The following is a 25,753-nucleotide window of genomic DNA, read 5'->3' on the forward strand; positions in this document are numbered from 1 at the left end:
GACCTCTACCATCAGGTCATGCCGAATCGGTTGCCTGCTGATGAGCGCCGCGCCCAACTCGTGGGTGCAGCACTGGAACTGGCGGAAGGTGGGGGAGTCGGGGCCGTCACGGTCCGCGCCGTCGCCGAGAAGGCCGGAGTGTCACTGGGCGTCGTCCACTACTGTTTCGACAGCAAGGAAGCCCTCGTCGTCGCCATGGCGAACGCCGTCGTGGGCGAACTCGCCGGGGCCATGCATGCGGCCTTCGACGTGCCCGTCGACACGCAGCAGGCCGGCGGCGTCGACTGTCTCCGCTCGATGCTTCACACCGGTCTTCGTGCCATGTGGTCGGCGATCGAATCCACGCCGGGGTTGCAGACCCTCACCTACGAGATCACCGCCTACTCGCTCCGGCAGCGCACCGACGGCAGTCCCGCCGGCGGCGACATCGCCATCGAGCAGTACCGCCTGATGGACGAGCAGGCCCGGTTGTTCCTCGACTCCTGTGCCGAGCGGTGCGGTGTCGAATGGTCGCTGCCCACCGAGACGCTCGCACGACTGTCGTTGTCCGTGCTCGACGGAGTCGTACTCCGGTGGCTCGTCGATCGGGACGGCGACGCGGCCACGACCGAACTGGGAGTCGTCGCCGACATCATCGCGACCCGTGCCGTAGAACGTTCCTGACCCGACCCGACCTTTTCCGAAGGGATCGCCCGTGCTCCGTGCTGCTTCCGCTCACGACGACGCCCTCGACCGGGTGCAGGCGGCGACGGCCGACCTCGACCCGCCGTTCGCCGCCGTCGATCTGCCCACCCTGCGGCGCAACGCCGACGACCTGATCCGCCGCGCGAACGGTGTGCCCGTGCGGGTCGCGAGCAAATCGGTGCGGTGCCGCGCCGTCCTGTCCGAGGTCCTGGGCCCGGAACTGACCGCCCGCGGCGGTTTTCGCGGCATCATGGCGTATTCGCTGCGCGAGGCCCTGTGGCTCGTCGAGCACGGCGCCCGCGACATCCTGATGGGATATCCGACGGTCGACCGGACGGCACTCGGGCGTCTCGCGGCGTCGCCCGAAGCGGCACAGGCGATCACGCTCATGATCGATTCGGCGGAGCATCTCCGCGTCATCCACGAGGCAGCTCGCGAGGCAGTGGGGGAGAACGACTTCCGCCCGAGGGTCTGCCTGGACATCGATGCGTCGCTGCGAGTGGGCCCGGTCCACCTCGGGGTGCGGCGTTCGCCGATACGCACCCCGGAGACCGCGGCCGAGCTGGCCCGTCGCGCCGAGTCCGCCGGGTTCGATGTCGTCGGCGTGATGTTCTACGAGGCCCAGATCGCGGGTCTGCCCGACTCCTCGTTGCCGGTCCGGCTCGTCAAGGGTCTGTCGGCGCGAGAACTCGCTTCGCGCCGACGCGCCGTGGTCGAGGCGGTCCGAGCGGTCGTGGGCGGACTCGAACTGGTCAACGGCGGCGGCACCGGCTCGCTCGAGGTGACCACCGCCGACCGGGTCGTCACCGAGGCCACGGCGGGATCGGGACTGTACGTCCCCACCCTGTTCGACGGCTACCGCGCGTTCACGCCGAAGCCGTCGATGTTCTTCGCGCTGCCCGCGGTGCGGAAACCGGCCCCGTCGATCACGACGCTGTTCGGCGGCGGCTACATCGCATCCGGCCCGCCCGGGGTCTCGCGGGTCCCGCGTCCGGTCCGCCCCGCGGGACTGAAGCTGCTGGGGACGGAAGGCGCGGGGGAGGTGCAGACCCCGGTGCGCGGTCGCGCGGCCGCGTCGATCCCCATCGGCGGACGGGTGTGGTTCCGCCACGCGAAGGCCGGCGAACTGTGCGAGAGGTTCGACCGGGTGTATCTCGTCGACGAGCACGGACGCACCGAGGCGCCCACCTACCGCGGCGAGGGCGGCTGCTGGTGACCTCTCGCCTCCGGCGAGAATGAGTCCATGCCGTTGACGTTCTTCCCCGGATCGGTGGGCCGGGTCCACTGGCGGTCTTGGCCGGTCGACGATGCGCGTGCCGGTGTCGTGTTCGCCCACGGCTTCGGGCAGCACACCGGGCACTACCACCGTTTCGCGTCCGGTCTCGCGACCCACGGCATCGCGCTGTGGGGTCTCGACCTCGCCGGACACGGACTGTCGGAGGGAGAACCCGGTTCACCGGGCGATGTCGGGCGCCATGCCGAGGACTTCGGCGTGCTCGCCGGGATCGCCTCCGAGTCGGGTCTGCCCCTGGTGGCGATGGGGCACTCGCTCGGTGCGGCCACCGTCCTGACGGCGCTGAGCAGGGGCGTCTCCGGCGGTACCCGTTTCGCGGGTGTCGTCCTGTGCGGTACGCCGCGCACCGCGGCGCTGCCGGCGACGGCCGAAGCCCTTCGTGCGAGCGACCTGCCGGTCCTGCTGGTCCACGGCGTCGACGACCGGCTCGCCCCGATCGATCCGGTGCGCGCCTGGGCGGCGGCGGTGCCGCGGGCGCAGTTGCTCGACTATCCCGATGCCGGTCACGACCTGCTCCACGAGCCCGTCCATCGCAGGGTGACCTCGGACCTCGCCGAGTTCGTGGGCGGCCTGTCCGTCTGACACCGCAGTCCCCGGAAGACCACCGGGCCCCTCGCGGTGGCGGTTGCGAGGGGCCCGGTGGTGTTCGGAGCGTCAGTTGTAGATCGCTGCGATCTCGGCGCCGTGCTTGTCGTGGATGATGTTCCGCTTGAGCTTGAGCGTCGGGGTCAGCTCACCGCTCTCGATGCTGAAGTCGGTCTCGAGGATGCGGTACTTGCGGATCGACTCGGCCTTCGAGACCTTCTTGTTGGTCTCGGCGACGGCCTCGTCGATCTCGGCGATCAGGTCGGGGTTCTTGATCAGTTCCGCGACCGTCGTGCCCGCCGGCAGGTTGTGGCGCTCGAGCCAGCCCGGCAGTGCCTCCGGGTCGAGGGTGATCAGCGCGCCGACGAACGGCTTGGAATCGCCGACCACGATGACCTGGCTGATCAGCGGGTGGGCGCGCAGCGAGTCCTCGAGGACCGCCGGTGCGACGTTCTTGCCGCCCGCGGTGACGATCAGTTCCTTCTTGCGGCCGGTGATCGAGATGAAGCCGTCCTCGTCGATCGCACCGATGTCGCCGGTGTGGAACCAGCCGTCGCGGATGGCTTCGTCGGTGGCCTTGTCGTTCTGCCAGTAGCCGTCGAACACCTGGGGGCCCTTGAGCAGCAGTTCGCCGTCCTCGGCGATCTTCGCGGCGCAGCCGTTGAACGGCTTGCCGACGGTGCCGATCTTCTGGGCGGCGGGGGTGTTCATGATGATGCCGCCGGTGGTCTCCGTCAGGCCGTAGCCCTCGTAGATGGTGACGCCGACACCGCGGAAGAAGTGGCCGAGACGTGAGCCGAGTGCGGCACCGCCCGAGACGGCCCGGGTGACGTTGCCGCCGAGCGCGGCCTTGAGCTTGCCGTAGACCAGCTTGTCGAAGACGAAGTGCTGGATCTTCAGGGCGAGGCCGGGGCCGCCGTTCTCGAGTGCCTTGCTGTACTCGATCGCGACCTCGGAGGCCTTCTCGAAGATCTTGCCCTTGCCGCCGTCGTAGGCCTTCTGCTTCGCCGAGTTGTAGACCTTCTCGAACACGCGGGGCACCGACAGGATGAAGTTCGGCTTGAAGACCGCGAACTGGTCGAGCAGCGTCGACAGGTCGGAGGTGTGGCCCACGGTGACCTTGCTGTCGAAGGCCGCGAAGGAGATCAGGCGAGCGAAGACGTGCGCCATCGGGATGAACAGCAGGGTGCGCTGACCCTCGTGCATCGAGTCGGGCAGGGCGAGACCGCAGGCGGCGGACTCGGAGGCGAAGTGACGGTGCTTGAGCTGCACGCCCTTCGGCCGGCCCGTGGTGCCGGAGGTGTAGATGAGGGTCGCCGCGGATTCGGCCGTGACCGAGTTGCGCCGTTCCTCGACCTGCTCGTCGGTGACCGCCGTGCCGCGTGCGATGAGCTCGTCGACCGCGCTCTTGCCGCCCGGCGCGGGTTCGATCTGCAGGACCTCGCGCACGGTCGGGGCGTTCTCGGCGACCTCGCGGACGGTGTCGACGTGACCGGAGTTCTCGACGATGAGCAGCTTGGTCCCGGAGTCCTCGAGGATCCACTGGGCCTGGTCGGCCGACGACGTCTCGTAGATCGCGACGGTGGCACCGCCCGCGGTCCAGATGGCGTAGTCGAGGAGCACCCACTCGTAGCGGGTCGCTGCCAGCACCGCGACGCGGTCGCCGAGCTCGATGCCCGACGCCATCAGGCCCTTCGCCACGGCGCGTACCTCGGATGCGAACTGGCGCGCGGTGACGGGAACCCACTTGCCGTCGACCAGCCGCTCGAACGGCACGAACTCCGGCGACTCCTTCTCGTGGCGGAAGACGCTGTCGGCCATCGACGTGTTCTCGGGGATCGAGAACGACTGTGGCACGGCAATCTCACTCACTGTGACCCCTCCATCGTTAGATACTGTCGGTGTGCATTGCATCACATGTCATTGGGAAATGCATTACCCCTCGGACCGATTTGCCCTTTTTTTACAGTCCGATAAGCAGTGATCTACGTAACAATGCTACCCGCCGGTAACGAGGATTACCACTATCGGATAGTCTCGTCGGCTTTTCCGGTACCCGAAGTACCGGTATCGCGGAGGAGGCGGACGGCCTCGTCGTCGTCGAGTTGATGGAAATCGGCGTACGCAGCGCCGACGCTGTCGGTGTCCACCGGCGTCCACGGGCAGATCACCTCGTCGGCCGCCCGGCCCACACGGCGCAACGCCTCCGGGGAGGCCACCGGCACCGCGAGGATCACGCGGGTGGCGCCGGATGCGCGCGCGGCGAGACAGGCCACCGCCGCCGTCGCGCCCGTGGCCACCCCGTCGTCGACGATGACCGCCGTGCGGCCCTCCAGTGGTATGCGGGCGCGACCGGCGCGCAGGACATCGGCGCGGCGGGCCAGTTCGGCGAGTTCGCGCCTCTCGATGTTGTCCACGGATTCGGGGGCTATCCGCCCGCGCCGGATCACGTCCTCGTTGAGGACGCGGAAGACGCCGTCTGTCGGCTCCCCGGACTCGAGGTCCGGGCCTTCGGCGATCGCGCCCATCGCGAGTTCCGGATGCCAGGGCACGCCCAGCTTGCGGACGACGAGGACGTCCAGTGGGGCGTCGAGGGCGGCGGCGAGTTCGCGGGCGACGGGGATGCCGCCGCGGGGAAGTGCGAGAACCACCAGGTCGGCGTCACGCAGGTGCCCGGCCGACCGGGCGAGTCGCCGGCCCGCCTCCTCGCGCGTGGCGTACCGCACACGTCCAGTATGGGACGGTCCGCCCGGGCGGGCGAGCATTCGCCGCCCGGACGGACCGACGGGGATCTCAGTCGAGCTCGCCCGACATGTAGGAGTGGTAGGCGGGCAGATCGAGCTGGCCGTGGCCGGACAGGCCGATCACGATCACCTCGGGCTCGGTGAGGCCGCGCGCATACTCCGCGGCCGCCGCGATCGCGTGTGACGACTCCGGCGCCGGCACGATGCCCTCGTTGCGGGCGAAGAGCACCGCCGCGGAAAAGGCGTCGGTCTGTGCCACGGACTGTCCCTGCACGTAGCCGAGCTCGACCGTGTGGCTGAGCAGCGGCGCCATGCCGTGGTACCGCAGCCCGCCGGCGTGGATCGGATCCGGGATGAAGTCCTGGCCGAGGGTGTGCATCTTCAGCAGCGGCGTCAGACCCGCGATGTCGCCGTGGTCGTAGCGGTACTCACCGCGGGTGATCGACGGGCACGCCGCGGGCTCGACGGCGACGACACGCGTGGTCGCCCGCTCGTGGATGACCTCGCGCAGGAACGGGAACGACAGGCCGGCGAGGTTCGAACCGCCGCCCGCGCAACCGAAGACCACGTCGGCCTGGTCCTCACCCGCGGCCCGCAGCTGCTCCACGGCCTCGAGTCCGATGACGGTCTGGTGCAGCACCACGTGGTTGAGCACGCTGCCGAGGGTGTAGCGGGCGGCGGCGTCCTTCACCGCGACCTCCACGGCCTCCGAGACCGCGATGCCGAGCGAGCCGGGTGTGTCCGGGTGCTCGGCGAGGACGGCGCGACCGGCCTCCGTCAGATCGGACGGGCTGGGATGCACTGTGCCGCCGTAGGTCTCGATGAGGAAGCGGCGGTAGGGCTTCGAATCGTAGGAGGCGCGGACCTGCCACACCTCGAGATCGATACCGAACTTCGCGCACGCGAACGACAGGGCCGAACCCCACTGGCCCGCACCGGTTTCCGTCGTCAGTCGGGTGACGCCGTCGAGCGAGTTGTAGTACGCCTGGGCCACCGCCGAGTTCACCTTGTGGCTGCCCACCGGGCTCACACCTTCGTACTTGACGTAGATGCGGGCCGGGGTGCCGAGTGCCTTCTCGAACGAGCGGGCGCGGAACAGGGGAGTGGTGCGGTATCCGGCGTAGACCTCGCGCACGGCCTCCGGGATCTCGATGTCGGTCTCGGTCGACAGTTCCTGCTCGATCAGTCCCGAGGCGAACAGCGGCGCCAGATCGTCGGCGGTGATCGGTTGGCGGGTGCCGGGGTGCAGGTGCGGCGGCGGGGCCACCTCGAGGTCGCCGACGATGTTGTACCAGTGGGTCGGAATGCCGGAATCGGCGACGGACGGGGGCGTCGTGGATGCCTGCGCGGAGGGGGTGGCCGTCACTGTGGAATCCTTCGGTCGGGGACACGGAACCCGCCCAGTGTGACGCGCCCCGGATGTCGCAGACGGGGTGGGGTGTGTCATTATCTGCGCGCTCGAGCCCAGGTCGTGGCCGGGTCCGGGCGCGAAGAGGTGGGTTCATCCGATAAACTGCTGGTCAAATGAGTGAAATTCAAGACGCCCCCGACCAGGAGACCGCAGCTCTCACGTTTGCCGATCTCGACATCGACGCCCGTGTGCTGCAAGCTCTTTCGGATGTGGGTTACGAGTCCCCGTCGCCGATCCAGGCGGCGACCATCCCACCGCTGCTGGAGGGACGGGACGTCGTCGGTCTCGCTCAGACCGGCACCGGCAAGACCGCCGCCTTCGCAGTGCCGATCCTCTCGCGTATCGACACCTCCGTGAAGCGGCCCCAGGCGCTGGTGCTGGCGCCCACCCGAGAGCTCGCGCTGCAGGTCGCGGAGGCTTTCGGTAAGTATTCCGTCCATATCCCGGGCCTGAACGTCCTGCCCATCTACGGTGGCCAGGCATACGGTGTACAGCTGTCCGGTCTCCGCCGCGGCGCCCAGGTCATCGTCGGTACCCCCGGACGTGTGATCGATCACCTCGCCAAGGGCACCCTCGACATCTCCGAGCTCGAATTCCTCGTCCTCGACGAGGCCGACGAGATGCTCACCATGGGCTTCCAGGAGGACGTCGAGCGCATCCTCGCCGACACCCCCGACACCAAGCAGGTCGCGCTGTTCTCCGCGACCATGCCGGGCGCGATCCGACGGCTGTCGAAGCAGTACCTGAAGGATCCGCAGGAGATCACCGTCAAGTCGAAGACGACGACGTCGGCGAACATCTCCCAGCGCTGGGTTCTCGTCTCCCATCAGCGCAAGCTCGACGCGCTGACCCGGGTCCTCGAGGTCGAGACCTTCGAGGCCATGATCATCTTCGTGCGCACGAAGCAGGCCACCGAAGACCTGGCCGAGCGGTTGCGGGCCCGCGGTTTCTCCGCGGCCGCGATCAACGGCGACATCGTGCAGGCCCAGCGCGAGCGCACGATCAACCAGCTCAAGAACGGCACGCTCGACATCCTCGTCGCCACCGACGTCGCCGCGCGTGGTCTCGACGTCGAGCGCATCAGCCACGTCGTCAACTACGACATCCCGCACGACACCGAGTCGTACGTGCACCGCATCGGCCGCACGGGCCGCGCCGGCCGCACCGGCGACGCGCTGCTCTTCGTCGCTCCGCGCGAGCGCCACCTGCTCAAGGCGATCGAGCGGGCCACCCGCCAGCCGCTCGCCGAGATGCAGCTGCCCACCGTCGAGGACGTCAACGCCCAGCGCGTGTCGAAGTTCAACGACTCGATCACCGAGGCGCTCGCCTCCGATCACCTGCAGCTGTTCCGCACGTTCATCGAGGACTACGAGCGCGAGCACGACGTGCCCCTCGCCGACATCGCCGCCGCGCTGGCGGTGCTGTCGCGCGACGGCGAGTCGTTCCTCATGGAGGCCGATCCCGAGCCGTTCGTTCCGCAGCGCCGCGAGCGCGAACAGCGCGAGCGTCCGCCGCGTCGCTTCGACGACGGGCCGAAGGTCGGTCGCGACGGCCAGGAGATGACCACCTACCGCATCGCCGTGGGCAAGCGTCACCGCGTGCAGCCCGGTGCGATCGTCGGTGCCATCGCCAACGAGGGCGGGCTGCGCCGCGGCGATTTCGGGCACATCAGCATCCGTGCCGATCACAGCCTCGTCGAGCTGCCGAAGGATCTGTCGCCGCAGACCCTCGAGGCACTGCGCTCGACCCGCATCTCGGGTGTGCTCATCCAGCTGCAGCCCGACTCCGGCGCACCGTCCGGACGTCCGAGCTCGTATCGCGGACGCGACGACCGTCGCGGCGACGATCGACGCGGGGGAGACCGGCGCGATCACGGCAAGCGCGACCGCGGCGGCAAGCGCGAGTACGGCGACAGCCGTGGTGGCCGCTCCGGCGACTTCACACACCGCAGCGACCGCAACGACCGTGGTGGTCGCGGCGGTTACCGCGACTGACGGCCGTCAGCTCGTCCGTTGCGCCAGGACGTCGGCGGTGGCTCCGTCGATCGACTCGCGGATGATGTCGGCGTGCCCGGCGTGGCGGGCCCACTCCTCGATCTGATGCAGGATCAGGAACCGGACTGTGAACGGTTCGCCCTGATCGAGCCACTGCGCGACGCCGGGGGAGATCTCGACGACCCGGCCGAGATCGGCTTCGCCGTGAACCGTCGCGGCGAACCGCTCGGCCTCGGCGTCGAGACGGGCGAGCTGGTCGGCGACCGTCTCGCTCTCCTCGACCCGCCACCCGGCCTGCCACGCCGCGACCGGGTCGGCGTCGCGAGGGTTGTCGCCTCGGATCCGGCCGTCCGTGGCGACGAGACCGTCGACGAGATGGTTGACCAGCGACGCCAGGCTCATCGACGATGCGCTCGGCGCGCTGCGGGCCTGATCCTCGGTCAGGCCCGACAGCGCGTTGCGCAGGGCGTCGAACTGGTTGGAGAGCAACTTCAGCAACAGGTCGTGTTCTCGGGCGCTCATGCGTCGAGTATGGGGGCTCCCGCCGACACCTTCGGTCCCGAATCGGCGAACTGCGTGCGGTACAGCTCCGCGTAGCGGCCGCCCGCCGCCAGGAGATCGTCGTGGTTGCCGCGTTCGACGATGCGTCCGGCCTCGACGACCAGGATCTCGTCGGCGGCGCGGATGGTCGACAGACGGTGTGCGATGACCACCGAGGTGCGACCTTCGAGTGCCTCGGTCAACGCCTCCTGCACGGCGGCCTCCGAGGTCGAATCGAGATGGGCGGTGGCCTCGTCCAGGATCACCACCCGCGGATGGGCCAGCAGCAGCCGCGCGATCGTCAGTCGCTGACGTTCACCACCCGACAGGCGGTAGCCGCGTTCGCCGACGACCGTGTCGAGTCCGTTCGGCAACGACGCGATCAGGGGCTCGAGGCGTGCGCGACGCAGGGCGTCCCACAGTTCGTCCTCGCCTGCTTCGGGGCGGGCGAGCAGCAGGTTGTTGCGGACCGTGTCGTGGAACAGGTGACCGTCCTGGGTGACGAGCCCCACCGTCGCGCGGATCGAATCCGCGGTGAGTTCGCGGACGTCCGCTCCGCCGAGCAGCACGGCACCGGAATCGACATCGTACAGTCGCGGGATCAGTTGGGCGATGGTCGATTTGCCTGCACCGGACGATCCGACCAGCGCGACCATCCGGCCCGGTTCCACGCGGAACGACACGTCGTGCAGCACCTCTTCGCCGCCCCGCGAATCGAGCACCGCAACCTCCTCGAGGGAGGCGAGCGAGACCTTGTCGGCGGACGGATACGCGAAGGCGACGTCCCGGAGTTCCACTGCGACCGGGCCGCCGGGCACCGGCCGGGCGTCGGGCGACTGCTCGATCAGCGGCTTCAGATCCAGGATCTCGAAGACCCGCTCGAAGCTCACCATCGCACTCATGACGTCCATGCGGGCACTGGCCAGCGCCGTCAGCGGCGAGTACAGGCGAGTGAGGAGCATCGCCATCGCGACCACCGAACCGGGATCGAGCTGATCGCGCAGGGCATAGAAGCCGCCGAGGCCGTAGACGAGCGCGAGCGCGAGCGCGGACACCAGTGTCAGGGCCGTGACGAACACGCTCTGCAACATCGCGGTGCGCACCCCGATGTCGCGGACCCGCTTCGCCCGGACGGCGAACTCCCTCGACTCCTGCGCCGGACGGCCGAACAGCTTGACCAGGGTGGCGCCCGGAGCCGAGAACCGTTCGGTCATCTGCGTGTTCATCACCGAGTTGTGGTTGGCCGCCTCCCGGCTGAGCTGCGCGAGCCGGGCGCCCATGTGCCGGGCGGGAACCACGAAGATCGGGAGCAGCAGAAGTGCGAGAAGCGTGATCTGCCAGGAGATCCCGATCATCACCACGAGAGTGATCGCGAGGGTGACGATATTGCCCACCACGCCGGACAGGGTGTCGCTGAAGGCGCGCTGAGCACCGATGACGTCGTTGTTCAGGCGCGAGACGAGCGCACCCGTGCGGGTTCTCGTGAAGAAGGCGACCGGCATGCGCTGCACGTGGTCGAAGACCGTGGTGCGCAGGTCGAGGATGAGATCCTCGCCGATGCTCGCCGACAACCAACGGTTCGCGATCCCGAGGCCGGCCTCGACCAGTGCGATCGCGGCGATGATCACCGCGAGCAGCACCACGACCGAGACCGCGGCGCCGTCGACGATCGCGTCGATCACCCGCCCGGCGAGCACCGGGGTCGCGACGCCGAGCGCTGCGATGGTCACGCTCAGGGCAAGATAGAAGGTGATGTTGCGACGGTGCGGCCGGGCGAACTCGGCGATCCGCCGCAGGCTCGCTCGGGAGAACGGCCTGCGGTCGCTCTCGGCGTGCATCGCGTTGTACATCGCGTTCCACGCGGTGACTTCCATGCTCATGGTGTCGGCCTCCTCGGGTCGCAGCCGAGGCTAGGACCTCGAGTGCGCTCGAGGTCAAGCCTGGGTGTGATGTCCAGGGGCGGGGCGCCGTCGCCGACGGGCGAGGTCACCGGTATCGGAACTCGGGGAGGATCCCGCCGAGGATCGGTTGGCGATCCCATTCAGTTCCATTCAGTGGACTCCGGCACCGGCCACACGGTCCGAGACCGGATACTGCATCGAATGAACGATCTTTCGGATCCGGCCGGCCGGTACTCGGTGGCGGTCGACACCCGTGACCCGGCCGCGCTGGCTGCCCTGTTCGACCTCCCGTCATGACCCGCGGTGCCGGAACGGCGATCACGGTAGGCCGGGATGCGATCGTCGCGATGGTGCTCGACGGCACCGCGCACCTGCACGCCACCCACCACGCCGTGCATCAGCGGGTGATCGACGTGGACGGTGACAGCGCCACCGGATGGGTGTACTGCCTCGCCCACCATCTGTACCGGAGCAGGGACGGCATGCGTGACAGCGCGATCACCCTCCGCTATCGGGATGCCTATCGGCGTGAGGACGGTCGCTGGCGGATCGCCCGCAGGGAACTGATCGTCGACATCATCGACGATCGTCCCGTCACGGTGCCCACCGCCTGAACCACCCCGTCCCGGCGTCGGTTCGGTCGGATCCCGTCCGAACCGACTGCCCGGGATCGGTCAGCGACCGGCAGCGAGAACGACCTCGACGAGCTCTTCGACGGCCCGAGTGCAATCGTTGCGGTCGTATCCGAGGAGCTGCACTTCTTCGGCCGCCGGCTCGTAGGACAGGCGGTTGCCTCTGCCCTGCACGATCGCAGCGTCGGGCAGGAAGGGATGCGACTCGTCCCGCTCGGGGATGTTGCGATCGCCGCCGGCGGCATCGACCATGAGCTGGAAGAACTCCTTGTACAGAAGGTTCTGGTCGCCGACGAGATAGGCCTTGCCGGATTCTCCTCGATGCAGCGCGCCGTGGATCGCCTGGGCGAGGGAGTGCGCCGACATGTAGTTGGTGCCTCCCGTAGGAGCGAAGTCCGGGAAGGCCGGTTCCTTGCCGGCCGCCCAGGACACCATGCGCCGGTAGCGCCGGGCCGAAGCACCCGGTACCGCCCCGATGATCGAGGGCGGGTTCAGGGTGCACACGGTGAACGAGTCGTCGGCCAGCGCCCGTGCGCCCTCGTCGGCGTCCCGGCGCGCCGCCACGTAGGGGTTGGTGTCTGCGAAGGCCGGTTGCAGATGGTGGTAGTAACTGCCGATCTGCACGAAACGACCCACTCCGGCCTGTTTGGCGAGGGCGGCGAAGCGGGGCACACCGATGCTCTGCGTGGTCTCCCAGAACGATTCGTCGTCGCCCCCGTCCGTGCGATGCCGCGGATCCTGTCCGGCAGCGAAGACGACACCGTCGAAACCCCGGAGTTGTTCTGCGGTGAAGGTAGGAACGGTGTAATCGCCGACGAGGAGCGGAAACCCGGTTACCGGAGAATCGTCGGGCAACGCTCCGCGAGCGGCGACCGTGACGTCGTCACCGTGTTCGCGAAGGAGCAGCGCCGCGTGCGTGCCGATCATGCCGGTACCACCGACGAGAAGGATCTTCATGTGTTACATCTTTCGTTGTCGTGGAACAGATCAGGGATGTCGGGGGCGATTGGTCCACCCACCGGAATGTCTCGGGACCCAGCCTCCGCTCGAATGGGTACCGCCGTCGACGTGGATCGTGCCGCCGGTGACGAAACGCGACAGATCCGACGCCAGGAACAGGGCCACTCCGGCGACGTCCTCGGGGCGTCCGGGGCCACCGAGAGGCGACCAGGTGGGCCACAGCGCTCGATCCTGTTCCGGTACGAGTCGGTCGTACGGAACCTGTACGGAATCGATGAGGTCCGGGGCGATCGCGTTGACCCGAATGCCGTCCGGTCCGACCTCTGCGGCGAGCGACCGCGTGAACTGCCTCAGTGCCGCCTTGTACGCGGAGTAGACAGCGTGACCGGGAATCGCCCGGTGTGCCTCGACCGTGGTGAGGTTGACGATCGAACCACCTCCACCCTCGGCCATACCGGGGAGAAGGGCGTGCGTCAGACGCAGGACGTGGCCGAGATTGATCTCGTGCAGTTCGTCCCACAGCGACGGGTCGTTGTCGGTGAAGCGATGCGGGGGCCGCAGATAGTGGCCGACGTTGTTGACGAGCACGTCCGGTCGGTGGTCGACGATCTCGGGTGCGCACACCGCCGAACGGACGTCCCATTCCATGATCCGGATGGAACCGCCTGCAGCGCTGTCGAAGTCGAATTCGGCGCCGGTATCGACATCGACGACGAGTACATCGGCACCGTGTGCGGCGAACGCCGTCGTCACCGCAGCCCCGATTCCTCCGGAACCGCCGGTCACCAGGGCGCGCCGGCCCTGCAGCAGAGGTCCGGGTCGCGAGCAGACGGGGTGGGTCACAGGCCGAGTACACAGGAACCACGGTCTTCCGCGACAGGTCTGTTCCCGGTGTCCGGAAGTTTGCCCGACGGTGTTCTGCCGTGGTGCTACGAAGACCGTGAGGACGACACAGGAGACCGGATGCACATCGACGACCCGCAGACTGTTCCGAAGGGCACGATCCAGCGCACCGCGTTGATCCTGTCCGCGCTGGAGAACGCGGAACGCCTCACTCTGTCCCGGATCGTGGCTGCTACGGGACTGTCGCGCACCTCCGTCCATCGCGCACTGGAACAACTCGTCGAGCTGCGGTGGGTCCATCGGGACGGAATGGACTACCAGCTGGGGTTGCGGATGATCGAACTCGGCTCCGCGGCCGCACAGCACAACATGGTGCGACGAGCCGCTCTGCCCACTCTGCACCGGCTCCACCGCATCAGTGGGTGCGTCGTGCACCTGGGTGTCCTCGACGGGGACGATGCGGTGTATCTCGAGGCGATCGGTGGCGAAGGTTCGGCTGTGTCGAATTCGTGGGCAGGCAAACGACTTCCGGCCTCGTCGTCGACCATCGGCAGAGCGCTTCTGGCCGTGCTGGGCAGCGATTCTCCCGAAGCTGAACGTGTCCGGCAGACCCGCCTGGCCTACGACCAGGAACAGTGCAGGAAAGGATTCGGTTGCGCTGCGGTGCCTATCGGCCGGATCGACACCGGACAGGCGGCCGCACTCTCGGTCTTCGGGCCGTCCGCCCGGATCGGCGACAGACGCCTGCTGGTGTCGGTGCAGAGTGCGGCGGCGGAGATCTGGCGACGTATCCAGGCGTCCCCACCGACGGGACGGGTGGCGGGGACGTGGCAGCACGGACACGGTGCCGCAGTCCGGTCGTGAGGTCAGCCCGTTTCGGTCCCGGACGTCACCTCCGAGCCGGTGTCGGGACAGCAGCAGCGGTCACCGGGCCACGTCGATCACCACGCGGGTCGGCCCGCTGAGCGAGTACACCGAGAACGGGGTGCCGTGGGCGGCGAGGCCGATGAACGACTGGGTGACACCTTCGAAGACCCCGGAACCGCTGACCTCCACCACGGATCCGCCGGCATCGGCGAGCACGGGATCCGGGCCGTCGTACTGCTCGACACCGCTGTCGAACGGATAGGCCGAACCGTCGATGAGCACCTGCAGCACGGCGTCGCCTGCGACGGCGACCTCGTTGCCGCTGCCCTGCTGGAGCGGCTCGTCGACATAGCCGACCCGCCATCCCGGTGTGCCCTCGCCGCCGAGTTCGTAGACCACGCGATCGAAGCCCTCGTGACGTCCGGTACGGATGTCGACGACGGTGAGCTTCGCGCCCTCTCCGGCCGGGGAGACCTTCTCGCGCGCGTCGCGCGGGACCGCGTCGGAGATGGTGGTCTCGGGAGCCGAGGACGTCGGCGTGTCGACCGAGACGGCGGGGGAGGGCGCGGGCTCGTCGCCGCCGGCGGAGCATCCCGCCAGGACCAGTGCTGTTGCGGTGACGGCCAGTGTGAGACGCGTGTGCTTCATGGGGCTCATGGTACGTCGGAGCTGCTGGCGACCCCTGGCGACGCTCGCGGGGGTTGACCGGATCGAGACGTGAGGCGCACAATTCATCCGAGGATGATTTCAACACTCGATGAATTGAGTGGACCATGAACATCGACCACATCTCCGACGCCGTCGACATCCGCGACCTGCACGTCCGGCGTGGCACCCACCGAGCCCTCGAGGGCGTGAGCGTGCGCGTCCCGCGCGGTTCGATCACCGGACTGCTCGGCCCCTCGGGCTGCGGGAAGACCACCCTGATGCGCGCGATCGTCGGCACCCAGATCGTCGAATCCGGCACGGTCACGGTGCTGGGCCTGCCCGCGGGCAGCGCCGAACTGCGCCGCCGCATCGGGTACGTCACCCAGTCGCCGAGCGTCTACCCCGACCTGACCGTCACCGAGAACGTCTCCTGTTTCGCCTCCCTCTACGGGCGGAAGGGCGCCGCGGTCGCCGACACCCTCGCGGCGGTCGGGCTGACCGACCACGCCGACAACCGGACGTCGGCCCTCTCCGGCGGCCAGCTCGGACGGGTGTCGCTCGCGTGCGCGCTGGTGGGCGATCCCGAACTCCTCGTGCTCGACGAACCCACCGTCGGACTCGATCCGCTGCTGCGCGCCGAGTTGTGGGAGCACTTCCGTGCACTCGCCGACCGCGGCACCACCCTGCTCGTGTCGAGCCACGTCATGGACGAGGCCGACCACTGCGACGAGCTCGTCCTCCTGCGCGAAGGCCGACTGGTGGCCCAGCTGACCCCGGTCGAACTGCGCGAACAGACGGGGGAGACGGGCCTCGAGAACGCCTTTCTCCGACTCATCCGGAACCGGACGGGAGCACGACCGTGAGCGCTGTCATCTATGCCACCACGACCACCCGCATCCTGCGTCAACTGCGGGCCGACCATCGCACCGTCGCGATGATCGTGCTCGTCCCGAGCCTGCTGATGACGCTGCTGTACTTCATGTACCAGAACGCCCCCACCGGTCCGGGCGGAGTCTCGCTGTTCGACCGGATCGCCGTCACGATGCTCGGGATCCTCCCGTTCGTCGTGATGTTCCTGGTCACCTCCATCGCGATGCAACGCGAGCGCAGTTCGGGCACCCTCGAACGGCTACTCACGACACCGCTGACGAAACTCGACCTGCTCGCCGGTTACGGCAGCGCTTTCTCGCTCGCGGCGGCCGTCCAGGCCGGTCTCGCCTGCGTGGTGGCCTTCTGGCTGTTGGACGTCACCAGCGCCGGATCGGTGCTGTGGGTGCTGATCGTCGCGGTTCTCGTCGCCGTCCTCGGGGTCTCCCTGGGGCTGCTGTGCAGCGCCTTCGCCCGCACCGAGTTCCAGGCCGTGCAGTTCATGCCGGTGATCGTCATTCCGCAGTTCCTGCTGTGCGGGTTGCTCGTCGCCCGGGACGATCTGCCCGACTGGCTGCGCTGGATCAGCAACGCACTGCCGTTGAGCTACGCGGTGGAGGCGCTGCAGGAGATCACCGTGAATCCTGGGGTCACCGGCGTCATGGTGCGGGATCTGATCGTCGTCGCGGCGTTCGCCGCCGCGGCCCTCACGCTCGGTGCGGCGACACTGCGCCGTCGCACCCCGTGACGAGCGAGGCCGGGACGCGGCGCCCCGGCCGCCGCCCCGGGAACTCGGGCGCGCGCGACGACATCCTCGCGAGCGCCCGGGAACTGTTCGCCGCCAACGGATTCGACAAGACGACGGTGCGTGCGGTCGCAGCCCGTGCCGGGGTGGACCCGGCGCTCGTGCACCATTACTTCGGCACCAAGCTGCAACTGTTCACCGCGTCCATCGCGCTGCCGGTCGATCCGCGCGACGTCCTCGCCCCCGTCTACGCGGCCGCACCCAAGGATCTCGGCCGTGCTCTCGTGACCGCCCTTCTCGGTGTGTGGGATTCGCCGCACCGCGACGCGGCCGTGGCGATGTTCCGTGCGCAGATCGCAGGCGGTGACAGCGGTCTGATCCGCTCGTTCCTGCTGGAGGTCGCGCTCGCGCCGTTGTTCGAGCGCATCGATCGTCCGGTCGGCACCGGCAGACTGCGGGCCGAGCTGGTGGCCACCCAGATGACCGGGATCATGCTGGTGCGTTACATCATCGGACTCGAACCGCTCGCGTCGATGCCGTCGGAGCAGCTCGTCGGGATCGTCGCCCCCACCGTGCAGCACTATCTGACCGGCGAGCTTCCCGGCATGTGACCGCAGCTTCGGAGGCGTGCGCTTCGGTCGGAGACAGAGGCGCGCCGTCGACACGGTGCATCGGTCCGCGCACGACGCAAACGTAGAACGGAGTGCGTCGTCAGGTCGAGTGCTCCCGCAGGAAGGCGATGTCCTCGGCGAGTCCCTCCGCCGGGGTCTCGAGCACGATCGGTGCGTCGGCCTGCACCGCGATCTCCGCGAGCAACTGCGGATCGATCTGCCCGTCGGCGAGATTGGCGTGCCGGTCGCGGGCCGAATCGAACTCGTCACGCGAATTGTTCAGGTGCACCAGATCGATCCGGCCGGTGACCGCACGCACCCGTTCGACGACACCGACGAGATCCTCCCCGGCCGCCCAGGCGTGGCAGGTGTCGAGGCAGAATCCGGGGCCGTAGTCGCCGATGGTGTCCCACAGACGCCCGATCGCGTCGATGTAGCGGGCCATCGCGAAGTCGCCGCCCGCGGTGTTCTCGACGAGGATCGGCACCCCGAACCCGCCCTTGTCCTCCTGCCGTTCGAACAGCTTGCGCCAGTTCTCCACCCCGGCGGCGACGTCCTCACCCGCGCGGACGTGCCCGCCGTGGACCACCAGCCCGAGCGCGCCGATCCGCGCGGCCGCCTCGGCGTGGTCGGCGACGGCCTTGCGCGACGGCATCCGCACCCTGTTGTTCAGGCTCGCCACGTTGATGACGTACGGCGAGTGCACCACCACGTCGACGTCCGACGCGAGGATCTCCTCGGTGCGCGGATGCTCACCGGGCTTCGTCCACTTCTGCGGGTCCGACAGGAACACCTGCACCAGATCGGCACCGAGATGCTCGCCCTGCCCGATGGGATCGTCGTCCTGCCGGACGTGCGCACCTATCCGCATGTGCCACAGGTTAGGGCAGTGTCCCGCCGACCGGGACCGCAACACCCGGACGTGCCCGGAATCTGCTCGACTCCTCGCATGGGCACACTCGAAGGCGGGAAACTCGACGGCAGGGTCGCGCTGATCACCGGCGCGGGGCAAGGGATCGGTCAGGGGGTCGCGTTCGCGCTGGCCCGCGAAGGAGTGGCCATCGCGGTCACCGGCCGGACCGAATCGAAGCTGGTCGACACCGCCGAGCAGATCCGCGCCTTCGGTGGCACCGCGGAGCCGGTCGTGTGCGACATCGCCGATCCGGATGCGATCGCCGCCGCGGTGGACCGGACGGTCTCGGCCTTCGGTGGTGTCGACATCCTCGTCAACAACGCGAGCTTCAATCCGCTCGGGCCGCTGCTCGACCTGAAGCCGGCGGTGCTGGAGAAAGCGTACCGCTCGGGTCCGCTCGCGGCGCTGCACGCCATGCAGCTCGTCCACCCGATCATGAAGGAACGCGGCGGCGGATCGATCGTCAACATGGTCACCTCCGCGGCAGTGCGCTGGGACATGAGCGGCTACGGCGGTTACGCCTCCACCAAGGAGGCGCTGCGGTCGCTCACCCGCACCGCGGCCTCGGAATGGGGGATCGACGGCATCCGTGTCAACGCCATCGCCCCGCACGCCCTGTCGCCGGGCCTGAAGTGGTGGACGGAGACGAACCCGGAGGAGGCCGCCGAGTTCGTGGAATCCATCCCGCTCCGCCGCATCGGCGACCCCGAGGAGGACATCGGACGCGCCGTGGCGTGGATTGTGAGCGACGACGCACGCTATCTCACCGGCGCGACGATCCCGCTGGACGGAGGCCAGGCACGCTGGGCCTGAGCCACCCCTGCGGCATACGCCCGTATCCCCGAATCGAAGATCGGGGTCCTCCCCGATGGTGCAGTGGTCCCGGCACCGGGAAGATGGGTGCATGCCACTGCACTCGGCCCCAGCAGCCCGCGCCCAGGACCTGAAGAAGATCTACGGCACCGGAGAAACCGCGGTACACGCCCTCGACGGTGTGACCGCGGATTTCGCCGCCGGTGAGTTCACCGCGATCATGGGTCCCTCCGGATCGGGCAAGTCGACTCTCATGCACTGCCTCGCAGGTCTCGACAGCGCGACCTCCGGAGCGGTCTTCATCGGCGACACCGATCTGACGACCCTGTCCGACAAGGGGATGACCCAGCTGCGGCGCGACCGCATCGGCTTCGTCTTCCAGGCGTTCAACCTCGTCCCCACCCTCACCGCGCTCGAGAACATCACCCTCCCGGTGGACATCGCGGGCCGCAAGGTCGATCAGGAATGGCTCGACACCGTCGTCACCCGGCTCGGTCTCACCGACCGTCTCGGACACCGCCCCGGCGAACTGTCCGGTGGCCAGCAGCAGCGTGTCGCGTGCGCGCGTGCCCTCGCGGGCCGGCCCGAGATCATCTTCGGCGACGAGCCGACCGGCAACCTCGACTCGCGTTCGTCCGGTGAGGTGCTGTCCATCCTGCGCGCGGCCGTCGACGAGTTCGACCAGACCGTCGTGATCGTCACCCACGACCCGCGTGCCGCCGGCTACGCCGACCGCGTGGTGTTCCTCGCCGACGGACGCATCGTCGACGAGATGCGCGAACCGACGGCCGAACGTGTGCTCGACCGGATGAAGCAGTTCGATCCCGCCTCCGCGGCTCCCGTGGCGGAATAGGAGACACCGCGATGAGTGGGAATCCCATCCGCAGGGTCGCCCTGCGCAATCTCGCCGCACACAAGGTGCGGCTCGCCCTGACCGTGCTCTCCGTGGTGCTCGGCACGGCCTTCATCACCGGTTCGTTCGTCTTCACCGACACGCTGCAGCGCACCTTCGACGGCATCTTCGGCGACGTCGCCCAGGGCGTCGACGTCCGCGTCAGCACCGAGCAGTACGGCACCAGCGGTGTCCCGATCGAGGCCGTCGACCAGGTCGCCGCCCTCCCCGGCGTCGAGCGCACGTCCCCGTCGATCGGTGGCGGCATCATCGTCCTCGACTCCGAGGGCGCCGCGATCCAGACCGGAGGCGCGCCCGCCGAGGGCTACGCCTACATCCCGCCCGACCGTCTCGTCGGCGACCCGGAGACCTTCGTGGCCGGTGGACCGCCGGCGGAGAGCGGGCAGATCGCGCTCAACGAGAGCGCGGCCGAACGCGGTGATCTCTCGATCGGCGACAGCACGACCGTGCTCACCATCTCGCAGGGCATGGTGCCGGTGACCGTCAGCGGCATCTACGAACTCGAGACCGACACCGGCGGCTACATCGGTGCGTTGTTCACCGAGGAACAGGCCTCACAGCTGTTCACCGACGGCCGGCACGTCGGCTTCCTCGACGTCGCAGGCGACGGTTCGCTCTCGCCCGAGCAGCTGCGCGACGAGATCGCGGCGGCGCTGCCCGATCTGAAGGTGCAGACCGGAGCCGAGGTCACCGAGGAGACCAAGTCGCAGGTCGCCGAGGCCCTGAACTTCCTCAACTACTTCCTGCTCGCGTTCGGTGCGATCGCACTGCTCGTCGGCACGTTCATCATCTACAACACCTTCTCGATGATCGTCGCCCAGCGACTGCGCGAACTCGCCCTGCTCCGCGCGATCGGCGCGAGCCGCAAGCAGGTCGGCCGGTCGGTCACCCTCGAGGCCTTCGTCGTCGGCCTGATCGGCAGCATCATCGGTATCGCCGCGGGCGTCGCGCTCGCCTACGGTCTGCGCGCGGCACTGAACGCCGCGGATCTCGGACTGCCGTCCGGGCCGCTGCAGTTGTCCCCGCGCACCGTGATCGTCGCGCTGCTCGTCGGCGTGGTCGTGACGATGGTCAGCGCCTACGCCCCGGCGCGGCGCGCGACCCACGTTCCGCCCGTCGCCGCGATGCGCGAGGAATCCACGGCGACCGTCGAGTCGCTGCGCATCCGCACGATCATCGGTGTGCTCTGCGCGATCGTCGGTGCGGCGCTCGTCGTGGTGGGCGCACAGCAGGTCGGTGGTGGCGCGGCCGCGACCGTCGGTATCGGTGCCTTCCTGCTGATCCTGTCGGTGCTGTTCGCGGCACCGGCGTTGTCCCGACCCGTCGTGAACGCGCTCGGCGCGGTCTTCGCCCGGCCCTTCGGGGCGATCGGCCGTCTCGCGCGCACCAACGCGACCCGCAATCCACGTCGCACCGCCGCGACCGCCTTCGCCCTCACCCTGGGTCTGATGCTCGTCTCCGTCATCGGTGTGTTCGGGTCGTCGGCGAAGGCCAGTGTCGACGCGCTCGTCGACAACGGTGTCGAAGCGGACTTCATGCTCACCGGGCCGCAGATGTTCGGCGTCCCGGCCCCCGCCGCCGAGGCGGTCCGCGGGGTGGACGGCGTCGAGGAGGTCGTGCCCGCCTACGGCGTGCAGGCCAAGATCGACGAGGACTTCGAGTTCGGCACCGGAGCGGGCGGACCCCTCCAGGACGTTCTCGACCTGGACATGGTCGCGGGTGCCTTCGAGGTGACCGGGAACGAGATCCTCGTTTCGCAGACCTCGGCGGACGACCGCGGCTGGGAGGTGGGCTCCACCGTTCCGCTCACCAGCCGCGACGGCGACACCGTCGACACCACCGTCGCCGGCATCTTCACCGACAACCAGCTGATCGGTCCGTGGGTCGTCTCGCAGCAGCTGTTCGAGCAGTTCACGCCGCCGAACAACCGGTCGGCGCTCGTCGTCCTCATGAACACCGTCGACGGTGCCGATCCGGAGACCGTGCGCGCGTCGATCGAGGAGGCGGTCAAGGACTACGTGATCGTGCAGGTCCTCGACCGTGAGCAGTTCAAGGGACAGCAGGCGCAGCAGATCGACATGCTCCTCGCGATCCTCTACGGCCTGCTCGCCCTCGCCGTGGTCATCGCCATCCTCGGCATCGTCAACACCCTGGCACTGTCGGTGGTGGAACGGCGGCGGGAGATCGGCATGCTCCGCGCTGTCGGTATGCAACGCGCCCAGGTGCGTCGCACGATCTACCTGGAGTCGCTGCTCATCGCAGTATTCGGTGCGGTCGTGGGTGTCGTGCTCGGTCTCGCGTTCGGCTGGGCGTTCGTGCGCACCCTCGCTGATCAGGGACTCGACATCATCTCGGTGCCGTGGTCGCAGGTCGTCGGCATGCTCGTCGCGTCCGGCATCATCGGTGTCCTCGCGGCGCTGTGGCCCGGCCAGCGTGCGGCGAAGACGCCGCCGCTCGAAGCGATCAGCGACATGTAGGCAGAAAGTGCAGGTGGACACGAGTTGTCCACAGGCAGTGGAGTTGTCCACAGCAACCGGCCCGCGGAGCATTCCGTGGGCCGGTCGTCGTCGGTGCCCCCTATGCTTCCGCGGCAGGGGGTGGTGGTATGCGGGTGGACGATCTGGCGGGGTGGGATCCGGATGCGCTCGAGCGCATGGCGACCGAACTCGCGGCGTGCGCCGACGCGGTGGACGCCGTGGCCGGCGACGTGGTGCGGTCGGCATCCTTCGGCGACGCCTGGAGCGGTGCGGCCCACGATGGAGCAAGGTCCGTATTCTCCTCGTGCGGGCGGGATCTCGCGGCGCAGGCCGAGGCGTACCGGCAGGTGTTCGCGTGTGCGCGGTTCGTCGTGCCGCGACTGCGGGCACTGCACGCCGAACTGGGCGAGCTGCAGGCCAGGGCCGCTGCACGGGGTTTCCCGCTCGACGGCGACGAACTGCTCGCGGCGTCGCTGCGATCATTGCTCGTCCGTGCCGATGGGCTCGACCGCGAGGCCGCCGCTCGCCTGAGTGCCGAATCCGAGCCGTCGGGAACGGTTCTCGGCGAACAGGATCGCCTCCACACCGCGATTCCACGGTCGGGATCGACGACGCTGCCGGCCCTGCCCGATCCGGCCACCGGTCCCGTGCAGGTCGCGCAGTGGTGGAACGGTCTCGACGACACGGCACGCACCGCGCTGGTCGCCGAACATCCTCAACGGATCGGTGCCCTCGACGGAATACCCGCCGTGGCTCGCGATCTCGCCAATCGTGCCTTGCTCGACGACGAACGTCGCCGCCTCGAATCCGTGGCGACCCAACTGCGGGCCGAACTCGACGCGATGTTCCTCGGTGGCACCGTGATCGACCCTCTCGGCGTCACCGGACTGTTCACCGACGCCGATGCCGGGCTCGAACAGACAGTGCGGAAGATCGAGGCCCTCGACGCGATCGACGCGACCCTCGCCCACGGCGACCGGCAACTGATCGCCCTCGACCTGTCCGGACGCGAAGCGATGGCGGCGGTGGCCGTCGGGGACGTCGACACCGCCGACCACCTGGCCGTCTTCGTCCCCGGCGCCGGCTCGACCGTGCAGGGCAATCTGCAGGGTTACGACGCGCAGGTCGCGGCGCTGCGCGACTCCGCTCGGCTCCACCTCACCGGCGGCGATCCCTCCGTCGCGGCGGTCACCTGGCTGAATTACCAGGCGCCCCACTGGGGATGGGGTCTCGCGTTCACCGAGCGCAGTCCGGTCTCCGACCTCGCCGCCCGAATCGCCGCGCCTCGCCTGGTCGACTTCCTCGACGGCATCGCGGCCTCGCGCCCCGACGACCCGCGTATCACCACGGTCGGGCATTCGTACGGGGCCGTCGTCTCCGGTTTGGCGCTGAGGGAGACCGGTGCGGTCGACGCCGCGGTGTTCGTCGGGGCTCCCGGGATCGGGACCGGCGACGTGACCGACCTGCGGATCCCGCCCGGCTCCGCCTATCTCGTCGAAGCCGAATGCGACATCGTCGCCGACGTCGGAACCTTCGGGGGCGACCCGAGCTTCCTCGACGGCCTGACGCATCTTCCCGCCGGTCCCGGCACCACCACCGCCGGAGTCCCGCTCGCGGGCATCACCGGCCACAGCTCGTATCTCACCCCCGGAACGTCGAGTTCCCACCACATTGCCGGTGTCGTCGCGGGCACCGCGGAACGGAGTACGCCGTGACCTCTGCGTGGACTTCCCGGCTCGGGGCGAGCGTCGTCGTTCCGGCAGCACTGCTCGCCGCGTGCACCACTACGGTGACCCCGGTCGCGATGCCCGAACCGGTCGCCACGACCAGCGCGGGCGCGGTCGAGTTCTACACCGCTGTGCAGCGCGACGTCCTCACCGCACTGTCCGCCGAGTTCCCCGGCCTGCGCTTCGAACCGAAGTACGCGAGCACCACGGCGGGATGCACGTTGCCCGACGGCACCTCGGGTCTGACGGTGCATCTTCCGATCCACGGGTCGGGACGGCCGGTGCCGGTCGACGAACTCGACCGTGCGGCCAGGGTCTTCGAGGACACCGCCGCGCGGGCGGGCTTCCACGGTCGCCATGTGCTGCCTCCGGATACCGGTTTCGCCGTCCGGATGTTCGCGGCCGACGGCTCGTACATCACCTTCGGCAGTTACGTCGCCGCGACCGTCGGACTCACCGTCGGTTGTTACCGGGAGTAGGCCCGGATGTCGGTTAGGCTCGTCCGAGCGACGGCCGCTCGGGCCGTCGTGATTCGTGCTGGCAGCCGTGGAGGGACGAACAGATGCGCCCGATGCTCGGCATCTCCGTCGACGAGGGTGAAGTGTGCGCGGTCCTCGTCGATGCCGACGTTCCGAGTCTCGGTCCGTTCGACTCCCAGCGGGGCTTCGGCGCACCCGGGGACACACCGGCCGAGGCCGCCGCCGCTGCCGCCTCCGCCATGGCGGAACGTGCCGCCGCGGCGTCACTGACGCTGTCCGCGGCCGCGGTGGTGACCGGTCCCGAGAACGACGAGGACGCCGAACCGGTCACCGAGGCGGTGCGAGCCGTACTCGGTATCGACGTCGACTCGGTCCTGCTCGACGAAGCGCGGTTGGCCTTCCTCGCCGGCGCACCGGAACTCGCGGAACTGCGGGTCCTGGCCCTGCACACCCGCACCTACGGCGTCGAATCGGCATCGATGGTCGACGTCCCCTCGCGCACGGTGCTGTCCACGGTCAGCCCCGACGGCGACGAGTTCGGTCCCTACACACAGTCGCTGCCCGAGGCGATGGACGAAGCGGTCGCCCGCGCCGGCACCTCGCCCGACGCCGTGGTCTTCCTCGATCTGCGTCCCGGCGACGCCCGTCCGGCACGAGAACTTGCCACCGTCCTCGGTGTTCCCTTCGTGACTCCGCACGGGGTGCCCTGGCATCGCGCGACCGGTGCCGCGCTCGTCGCAGCCGCCCGCCGTACCCCGACGGTCGTCGCCGCGCCCACGAACCGCCGTCGCGGCACCGTCCTGCTGGCCACGCTCGTCGCGCTCGTCGCCCTGCTGGGTGGGGGACTGGCCGTCGCGGTGAGCAGCGGCGTGCAGGCGGAACGCTCCGCGCCCGGTCTGCAGACCGCCGTGGCGCCCCCGCCGTCGCCGGTGCCGTCGCCCGACCGCACACCCGCCGCCGACCCGTGCTCCGAGGCGCGACCGGCATCGTGGCCGGCCCACGCGTCCGATCCGGTCGACCCGGTGCCGACGCCCGAGACGCCCACCGAGATACCCTGCGGCAGCGCGCCTCCCACCGCTCCGTGACCGGCCGGTGATCGGGCGCG

The 25,753-nt window shown here is 69.1% G+C and carries 24 protein-coding genes; 15 read left to right on the forward strand and 9 right to left on the reverse strand.

What is annotated here, in order from left to right:
• Window positions 1–18: 18 nt before the first annotated feature.
• The 3 genes from LPH33_RS07105 to LPH33_RS07115 are packed head-to-tail and all read left to right on the forward strand — an operon-like array spanning window position 19 to window position 2,560.
• The gene (locus tag LPH33_RS07105; protein ID WP_026061099.1) at window positions 19–663 is read left to right on the forward strand and encodes a TetR/AcrR family transcriptional regulator; all 645 of its coding nucleotides are present in this window, start codon (window positions 19–21) and stop codon (window positions 661–663) included.
• A gap of 31 nt (window positions 664–694) precedes the next feature.
• Window positions 695–1,900 carry an alanine racemase gene (locus LPH33_RS07110; protein WP_160874790.1) on the forward strand — a complete coding sequence of 402 codons (1,206 nt, stop codon included), beginning with the start codon at window positions 695–697 and terminating at the stop codon, window positions 1,898–1,900.
• A 27-nt stretch (window positions 1,901–1,927) separates the two neighbouring features.
• On the forward strand, window positions 1,928–2,560 hold the full coding sequence (locus tag LPH33_RS07115; protein WP_229567586.1) for an alpha/beta hydrolase: 633 nt from the start codon (window positions 1,928–1,930) through the stop codon (window positions 2,558–2,560).
• A 72-nt stretch (window positions 2,561–2,632) separates the two neighbouring features.
• Here LPH33_RS07115 and LPH33_RS07120 read toward each other — a convergent pair whose 3' ends face one another.
• From LPH33_RS07120 to LPH33_RS07130, 3 genes are all read right to left on the reverse strand, one after another.
• On the reverse strand, window positions 2,633–4,435 hold the full coding sequence (locus LPH33_RS07120) for an AMP-dependent synthetase/ligase (protein WP_145692645.1): 1,803 nt from the start codon (window positions 4,433–4,435) through the stop codon (window positions 2,633–2,635).
• 152 nt (window positions 4,436–4,587) lie between these two features.
• Window positions 4,588–5,289, reverse strand: coding sequence for a phosphoribosyltransferase (locus LPH33_RS07125; protein ID WP_229567588.1), 702 nt, complete (start codon window positions 5,287–5,289; stop codon window positions 4,588–4,590).
• A 67-nt stretch (window positions 5,290–5,356) separates the two neighbouring features.
• Window positions 5,357–6,673 carry a TrpB-like pyridoxal phosphate-dependent enzyme gene (locus LPH33_RS07130; protein ID WP_145692644.1) on the reverse strand — a complete coding sequence of 439 codons (1,317 nt, stop codon included), beginning with the start codon at window positions 6,671–6,673 and terminating at the stop codon, window positions 5,357–5,359.
• A gap of 158 nt (window positions 6,674–6,831) precedes the next feature.
• On the opposite strand from LPH33_RS07130, the gene LPH33_RS07135 reads away from it, so the two are divergent.
• The gene (locus tag LPH33_RS07135; protein WP_145692643.1) at window positions 6,832–8,712 is read left to right on the forward strand and encodes a DEAD/DEAH box helicase; all 1,881 of its coding nucleotides are present in this window, start codon (window positions 6,832–6,834) and stop codon (window positions 8,710–8,712) included.
• Between the two features lie 6 nt (window positions 8,713–8,718).
• Here the strand turns inward: LPH33_RS07135 and LPH33_RS07140 are convergent, their stop codons facing one another.
• Both LPH33_RS07140 and LPH33_RS07145 read right to left on the reverse strand, forming a co-directional pair.
• Window positions 8,719–9,234: a DUF664 domain-containing protein gene (locus LPH33_RS07140; protein ID WP_016691982.1), complete on the reverse strand. Its 516-nt coding sequence runs from the start codon at window positions 9,232–9,234 to the stop codon at window positions 8,719–8,721.
• Window positions 9,231–11,132, reverse strand: coding sequence for an ABC transporter ATP-binding protein (locus LPH33_RS07145; protein WP_160874784.1), 1,902 nt, complete (start codon window positions 11,130–11,132; stop codon window positions 9,231–9,233). The genes LPH33_RS07140 and LPH33_RS07145 overlap by 4 nt, the downstream gene beginning before the upstream one ends.
• 314 nt (window positions 11,133–11,446) lie before the next feature.
• Here LPH33_RS07145 and LPH33_RS07150 point away from each other — a divergent pair, with 314 nt between their 5' ends.
• On the forward strand, window positions 11,447–11,767 hold the full coding sequence (locus LPH33_RS07150) for a nuclear transport factor 2 family protein (RefSeq protein WP_324256228.1): 321 nt from the start codon (window positions 11,447–11,449) through the stop codon (window positions 11,765–11,767).
• Between the two features lie 60 nt (window positions 11,768–11,827).
• Here the strand turns inward: LPH33_RS07150 and LPH33_RS07155 are convergent, their stop codons facing one another.
• A complete protein-coding gene (locus LPH33_RS07155; RefSeq protein ID WP_016933928.1) occupies window positions 11,828–12,742 on the reverse strand; it encodes an NAD-dependent epimerase/dehydratase family protein in 915 nt (304 codons plus the stop codon).
• Between the two features lie 30 nt (window positions 12,743–12,772).
• A complete protein-coding gene (locus LPH33_RS07160) occupies window positions 12,773–13,588 on the reverse strand; it encodes an SDR family NAD(P)-dependent oxidoreductase (RefSeq protein WP_016933927.1) in 816 nt (271 codons plus the stop codon).
• Window positions 13,589–13,708: 120 nt separating this feature from the next.
• On the opposite strand from LPH33_RS07160, the gene LPH33_RS07165 reads away from it, so the two are divergent.
• Window positions 13,709–14,452, forward strand: coding sequence for an IclR family transcriptional regulator (locus LPH33_RS07165; protein WP_229567590.1), 744 nt, complete (start codon window positions 13,709–13,711; stop codon window positions 14,450–14,452).
• Between the two features lie 60 nt (window positions 14,453–14,512).
• Here the strand turns inward: LPH33_RS07165 and LPH33_RS07170 are convergent, their stop codons facing one another.
• Window positions 14,513–15,103: an AMIN-like domain-containing (lipo)protein gene (locus tag LPH33_RS07170; protein WP_145692639.1), complete on the reverse strand. Its 591-nt coding sequence runs from the start codon at window positions 15,101–15,103 to the stop codon at window positions 14,513–14,515.
• Window positions 15,104–15,228: 125 nt separating this feature from the next.
• Between LPH33_RS07170 and LPH33_RS07175 the strand changes: the two genes are divergently transcribed.
• Genes LPH33_RS07175 through LPH33_RS07185 form a run of 3 tightly spaced genes read left to right on the forward strand, consistent with a single transcriptional unit; the run spans window position 15,229 to window position 17,326 of the window.
• Window positions 15,229–15,966: an ABC transporter ATP-binding protein gene (locus LPH33_RS07175; protein ID WP_145692638.1), complete on the forward strand. Its 738-nt coding sequence runs from the start codon at window positions 15,229–15,231 to the stop codon at window positions 15,964–15,966.
• Window positions 15,963–16,718: an ABC transporter permease gene (locus LPH33_RS07180; RefSeq protein WP_145692637.1), complete on the forward strand. Its 756-nt coding sequence runs from the start codon at window positions 15,963–15,965 to the stop codon at window positions 16,716–16,718. Before LPH33_RS07175 ends, LPH33_RS07180 begins: the two co-directional genes overlap by 4 nt.
• Entirely contained in the window at window positions 16,715–17,326 is a 612-nt protein-coding gene (locus LPH33_RS07185) for a TetR family transcriptional regulator (RefSeq protein WP_145692636.1), read from the forward strand. The genes LPH33_RS07180 and LPH33_RS07185 overlap by 4 nt, the downstream gene beginning before the upstream one ends.
• Window positions 17,327–17,426: 100 nt before the next feature.
• Here LPH33_RS07185 and LPH33_RS07190 read toward each other — a convergent pair whose 3' ends face one another.
• Entirely contained in the window at window positions 17,427–18,197 is a 771-nt protein-coding gene (locus LPH33_RS07190; protein WP_145692635.1) for a deoxyribonuclease IV, read from the reverse strand.
• 78 nt (window positions 18,198–18,275) lie between these two features.
• Between LPH33_RS07190 and LPH33_RS07195 the strand changes: the two genes are divergently transcribed.
• The 6 genes from LPH33_RS07195 to LPH33_RS07220 all read left to right on the forward strand — a co-directional run bounded on the left by LPH33_RS07195 (window position 18,276) and on the right by LPH33_RS07220 (window position 25,733).
• The gene (locus LPH33_RS07195; RefSeq protein ID WP_229567592.1) at window positions 18,276–19,052 is read left to right on the forward strand and encodes an SDR family NAD(P)-dependent oxidoreductase; all 777 of its coding nucleotides are present in this window, start codon (window positions 18,276–18,278) and stop codon (window positions 19,050–19,052) included.
• A 91-nt stretch (window positions 19,053–19,143) separates the two neighbouring features.
• Window positions 19,144–19,905: an ABC transporter ATP-binding protein gene (locus LPH33_RS07200; RefSeq protein WP_026061094.1), complete on the forward strand. Its 762-nt coding sequence runs from the start codon at window positions 19,144–19,146 to the stop codon at window positions 19,903–19,905.
• Between the two features lie 11 nt (window positions 19,906–19,916).
• A complete protein-coding gene (locus tag LPH33_RS07205) occupies window positions 19,917–22,442 on the forward strand; it encodes an ABC transporter permease (protein WP_160874774.1) in 2,526 nt (841 codons plus the stop codon).
• Window positions 22,443–22,570: 128 nt separating this feature from the next.
• Window positions 22,571–24,157: an alpha/beta hydrolase gene (locus tag LPH33_RS07210; protein WP_229567594.1), complete on the forward strand. Its 1,587-nt coding sequence runs from the start codon at window positions 22,571–22,573 to the stop codon at window positions 24,155–24,157.
• Window positions 24,154–24,648, forward strand: coding sequence for an LppA family lipoprotein (locus tag LPH33_RS07215; RefSeq protein WP_229567596.1), 495 nt, complete (start codon window positions 24,154–24,156; stop codon window positions 24,646–24,648). Before LPH33_RS07210 ends, LPH33_RS07215 begins: the two co-directional genes overlap by 4 nt.
• An 83-nt stretch (window positions 24,649–24,731) precedes the next feature.
• Complete coding sequence (locus tag LPH33_RS07220; protein ID WP_229567598.1) at window positions 24,732–25,733, forward strand: hypothetical protein; 1,002 nt, start codon at window positions 24,732–24,734, stop codon at window positions 25,731–25,733.
• Window positions 25,734–25,753: the final 20 nt, after the last annotated feature.

The sequence above is a fragment of the Rhodococcus sp. RDE2 genome, from assembly GCF_020885655.1.
In the GTDB taxonomy this organism is placed as follows: Bacteria; Actinomycetota; Actinomycetes; order Mycobacteriales; family Mycobacteriaceae; genus Rhodococcus; species Rhodococcus pyridinivorans.